This is a genomic window from Streptomyces sp. NPDC002790 (assembly GCF_040295505.1).
Lineage (GTDB): Bacteria > Actinomycetota > Actinomycetes > Streptomycetales > Streptomycetaceae > Streptomyces.
The window spans coordinates 1-3,300 of the sequence record NZ_JBEOVM010000226.1 but is presented as its reverse complement, the minus strand read 5'-3'; the positions used below and the strand labels follow the sequence as shown (position 1 = coordinate 3,300).

Sequence of the window (3,300 nt, the reverse complement as noted above, 5' to 3'; positions counted from 1 at the left end):
CGGCGCTGAGGCCGAGGAGGGTCGTGGTGGAACGGCGCATGCGGAAACCCCTTGGTGATGCGAGACGGATGGTCTGACCGGATCGGCCCTCCGGGCGCCGATGAACGCAGGGGTAGGGGAAGGGGGTTTCGCGGATTTCAGTGGCCGAGGTGACGCAGGCCGTCTTGGAGGGTGGGGTGGAAGTGGTCGACCGGACCGGAGTTGCGGTTGTACCAGGCCGTGTCCAGCCGGGTCTCCTGCGCCTCGTGGCCTGCGTCGCAGCGCAGCCACACCGAGTCGTCGCGCATGTTGAAGACGATCCAGTTCCGGTACGCACCGCAGTGACACGCGTGGACTTCGCCGTCGATGACGAGCGGCAGGTCCCAGCGCATCATGAATCCCGAGACGTCCTGGCGGCTCGGTGCCCGGAACTCCGGCGGCAGGAAGTCGGGCACCACCGTGGCGTCGGTCGGCGCTGCCGGGGCCGGCGCAGCGGCCGGGACGGGACCCTCGGGCCACTCGGTGTGCACGGCCAGCAGCGCCTGGCCGGCACGCTGGGCATCACGGAACTCTCGGTCCGCTCGGTTGCGTCGGAACATGCCGTCTCCATCTCTGTCGTCTCGCCTGCACGAGGAGAGTGCCGCAAGTCGCTGACCTGCTGCAACTCTGGAATTCGTGAACTCGGACCGATGATCCCGGGCGGTCGCCTGGACGAGGCGGAGAGGGCCGAGCCTTCATTGCAGAGGCGTTGCGTCCCGTATCGGCTGACGCGCTGCGGCGTTGCCCGGGTATGCCCAGCTCCCCTTCATCCGTCTCACCGCAGCTGCTCGGCTCCTACTGGATGGACTCGCCGTTCCTGTCACATACCCCTGGCTGTGCGTGCGGCGGTACGCGCGAGGTGACGTCGGCGCCGGCTCGTCGTCGAGTGCCGACCGCGCGCACCATCATGCTGTGCATCGCGGGCGCCACGGTGGCCATCGCGGTGGTCGCCGTCCTGGTTTGAAGACCTTCCTCACCGTTGGTGCTCGCGTGTGCTGTCGGTCGCCGTACCCGGCCTGCGGGGCGGCACGGTGCGCGTCTGCCCGCGGTGCGTTGCCGGTGTCGTGCGCTTCGCCTGGCTCGGAGGCATCGCGGAGGCGTCAGCGGGCAGGTCTGCCATCCGCCGCAGTCGCCACACGAGGACATCACTGATCGACTCGGCGGTGTCCAGCTCCCGCCGCTCGGCTGCCTCGACCAGGAGCGCGGCCGGGTCGTGCCCGGCGCTCTCGACGTCGGCGAGCGTGGCGGCCAGGGCGTACCAGCCCGGCTCGGCGAGGACCTGCTCGGCCAGCTCCGGCACCGCCCGGCGAAGGTAGGCGGTCTGCTTGCGCTGTAGGGGCTGGGACAGGTTCCGACCACGCTGGTGCATGGGGCCCAGATACATCGGTGCGGCGACCTGGTACGCGGCGCGCAAATGCTCGGCGGCCTGGCAGGCAGCAGCGGCCTGCTGGGCATGCTCCTTCTTCCCGTGCCAGTGAGCGGCGGCGATGACGAAGAAGATGGCCATGTCGATCAGCATGGCGGTGGTGGCGCCGTCCTCCCCGCGGCCGAGCGCGGTCCCGCCGTGGGCGAGGTTCCGGGCAGCCTGCCGCAGGGCGCGGTCGTGGCCCCGCTCGGCCCGGATGTGGGAGCGGGAGGCCCGCTCGAACGCCCAGGCGGCCTCTCGCAGTTCACGGCGGGTGTGTGCGGCCGAGGTCTTGGCCAGCGCGTCGAGCATCTCGCCACCCGCGGCGATCAACGCGGAGACCTGTCCGTCGTTGCCCTGGTCGATGATGAGCACGGCCTGCCAGGACGCCGACGTCGCCTGGCGGCGTGCGGCCGAGGGAGTGACGTGCGGCGAACCAGCCGAACGATCCGTGTCGGGGGCGTGGCCGTCAGCGGCATCGCTGGCCCACCGTTCACGGATCCGAGGCAGGGAGAGGTCAGGGGCGAGTTTCGAGCCGGGATAGAACACAGGCTCGCCGTCCTTGTTGAGGTCGTCGGTGAGCGCGACCTTGTAGCCGAGGAGGTCACCGGAGGGCGCGACGCGCTTTTCGACCAGGACTCCGGCAGCGGTCAGGCGGTCGAAGAACTCTCCTTCGCTCTGCACGCCGGCGACAGCGCGGCGCACCGTCTCGCGCAGCTCCTCACGAGCGGTCCGCTCCCGGCCCTGGCGCTCGGCCTTGTGGCGCTCGGCGCTGGTGGGCCTCTTCGCCGCAGTGCCGTCCCCAGGATTGACCCGCTGCAAGTCGTATTCGACCTCAAGGAGACGGGCCTCGGCCTGGGCGCGTTTGCCGGAGAAATGGTGGTCGGGACGGCGGCCGTCCTCGCGTACGAGGGTCGCGATGATGTGGATGTGGTCATCGGCGTGCCGGACGGCCGCCCAGCGGCAGCCCGCACCGTTGCCCGGATCGATGCCGGTCGCGGCCACCATGCGGCGCGCAATGTCTCCCCACTCCTCGTCGGAAAGAATGCGGTCCTCGACGGCGTTTCGCACGGACAGATGCCACACGTGCTTCTCGGGGCGCTGGTCGGGGTCGAGGAGCTGCAAGGGCTGGTCGAGAAGCTGCTGGAGGTCCCGCTTCGTCGCGCCCGGATCCCGGCCAGGGTCGGGGGCCATGCCGTCGAACGAGGCGACCAGGTGAGGGTCGATATGCTCCTCGCGAGTGCCCTTGCCGTAGAGGTAGTTGAGCAGAAAGAGGGTCTCGCTGCCTTGCTTGTGCACCTTGGGGATCAAGCCGCCTCGCCCACTTGCGGGTTGGCGACCCGGTCAGCGGCAACCTGCACCGACTTGGCCGCCCGCTGAATGTCGGCGATGACCTTCGCCAGGTGAGGAACCTCGCCACCGGTGTTAAGGGCCTTGGCGACCTGGTTGAGATTGCTGCCGGCCCAGCCGAGCTGCCGGCGCGCGGCGAAGAGCTCGGTGAGCACATCGCGTTCGGTGGCAATGGCCACGGCGGTGCGCGACTGATTGCGGGACATGGCCAGGCCGGAGTACGCGAGGAAGCCGGCCGCGCTCATCCCGACGGCGTCTGCACCCCCTTGGATGAGGGCGTGCTCGGTTTCGTTGAGGCGGACGCTGTGGGCGCGACGCTGCTTCTTGTCGCGCGGGCGCGACTTCCCCTTGGCCCGCCCGGAACGGGTGGGCTCTGACTGCGATCCGCCCTCGGTCGCAGCCCTCCCGACCTGCGCCCCCTGGCGCTGGTCGGCGCATAGGCGACGTGGGTGTGCAGGCGGCCGTGGAGGAGATGCAGGTCCAGCTGGCCGGGCTGCTGGAGCATGAGCATGCTCCGCTGGCGGTGG

4 protein-coding genes are annotated in these 3,300 nt (G+C 70.1%); 1 reads left to right on the top strand and 3 read right to left on the bottom strand.

All coding sequences use genetic code 11. From position 1 onward, the window contains the following. Positions 1 to 137 precede the first annotated feature (137 nt). Positions 138 to 578, bottom strand: a complete 441-nt coding sequence (locus tag ABT004_RS36195; RefSeq protein WP_351346065.1) for a hypothetical protein — start codon at positions 576 to 578, stop codon at positions 138 to 140. Between the two features lie 191 nt (positions 579 to 769). On the opposite strand from ABT004_RS36195, the gene ABT004_RS36190 reads away from it, so the two are divergent. Then, the gene (locus ABT004_RS36190) at positions 770 to 982 is read left to right on the top strand and encodes a hypothetical protein (protein ID WP_351346062.1); all 213 of its coding nucleotides are present in this window, start codon (positions 770 to 772) and stop codon (positions 980 to 982) included. Between the two features lie 9 nt (positions 983 to 991). On the opposite strand, the gene ABT004_RS36185 is transcribed toward ABT004_RS36190, so the two are convergent. Together ABT004_RS36185 and mobC are read right to left on the bottom strand one after the other, a co-directional pair. After that, complete coding sequence (locus ABT004_RS36185; RefSeq protein ID WP_351346059.1) at positions 992 to 2,734, bottom strand: relaxase/mobilization nuclease domain-containing protein; 1,743 nt, start codon at positions 2,732 to 2,734, stop codon at positions 992 to 994. Further along, positions 2,731 to 3,018: a plasmid mobilization relaxosome protein MobC gene (gene mobC, locus ABT004_RS36180; protein WP_351346056.1), complete on the bottom strand. Its 288-nt coding sequence runs from the start codon at positions 3,016 to 3,018 to the stop codon at positions 2,731 to 2,733. Before mobC ends, ABT004_RS36185 begins: the two co-directional genes overlap by 4 nt. Positions 3,019 to 3,300: the final 282 nt, after the last annotated feature.

Excerpts from the sequence above, each read along its gene's own strand:
- ABT004_RS36195 (WP_351346065.1), bottom strand. The coding sequence starts at position 578 with ATGTTCCGACGCAACCGAGCGGACCGAGAGTTCCGTGATGCCCAGCGT.
- ABT004_RS36190 (WP_351346062.1), top strand. The coding sequence starts at position 770 with ATGCCCAGCTCCCCTTCATCCGTCTCACCGCAGCTGCTCGGCTCCTAC.
- mobC (WP_351346056.1), bottom strand. The coding sequence starts at position 3,018 with ATGAGCGCGGCCGGCTTCCTCGCGTACTCCGGCCTGGCCATGTCCCGC.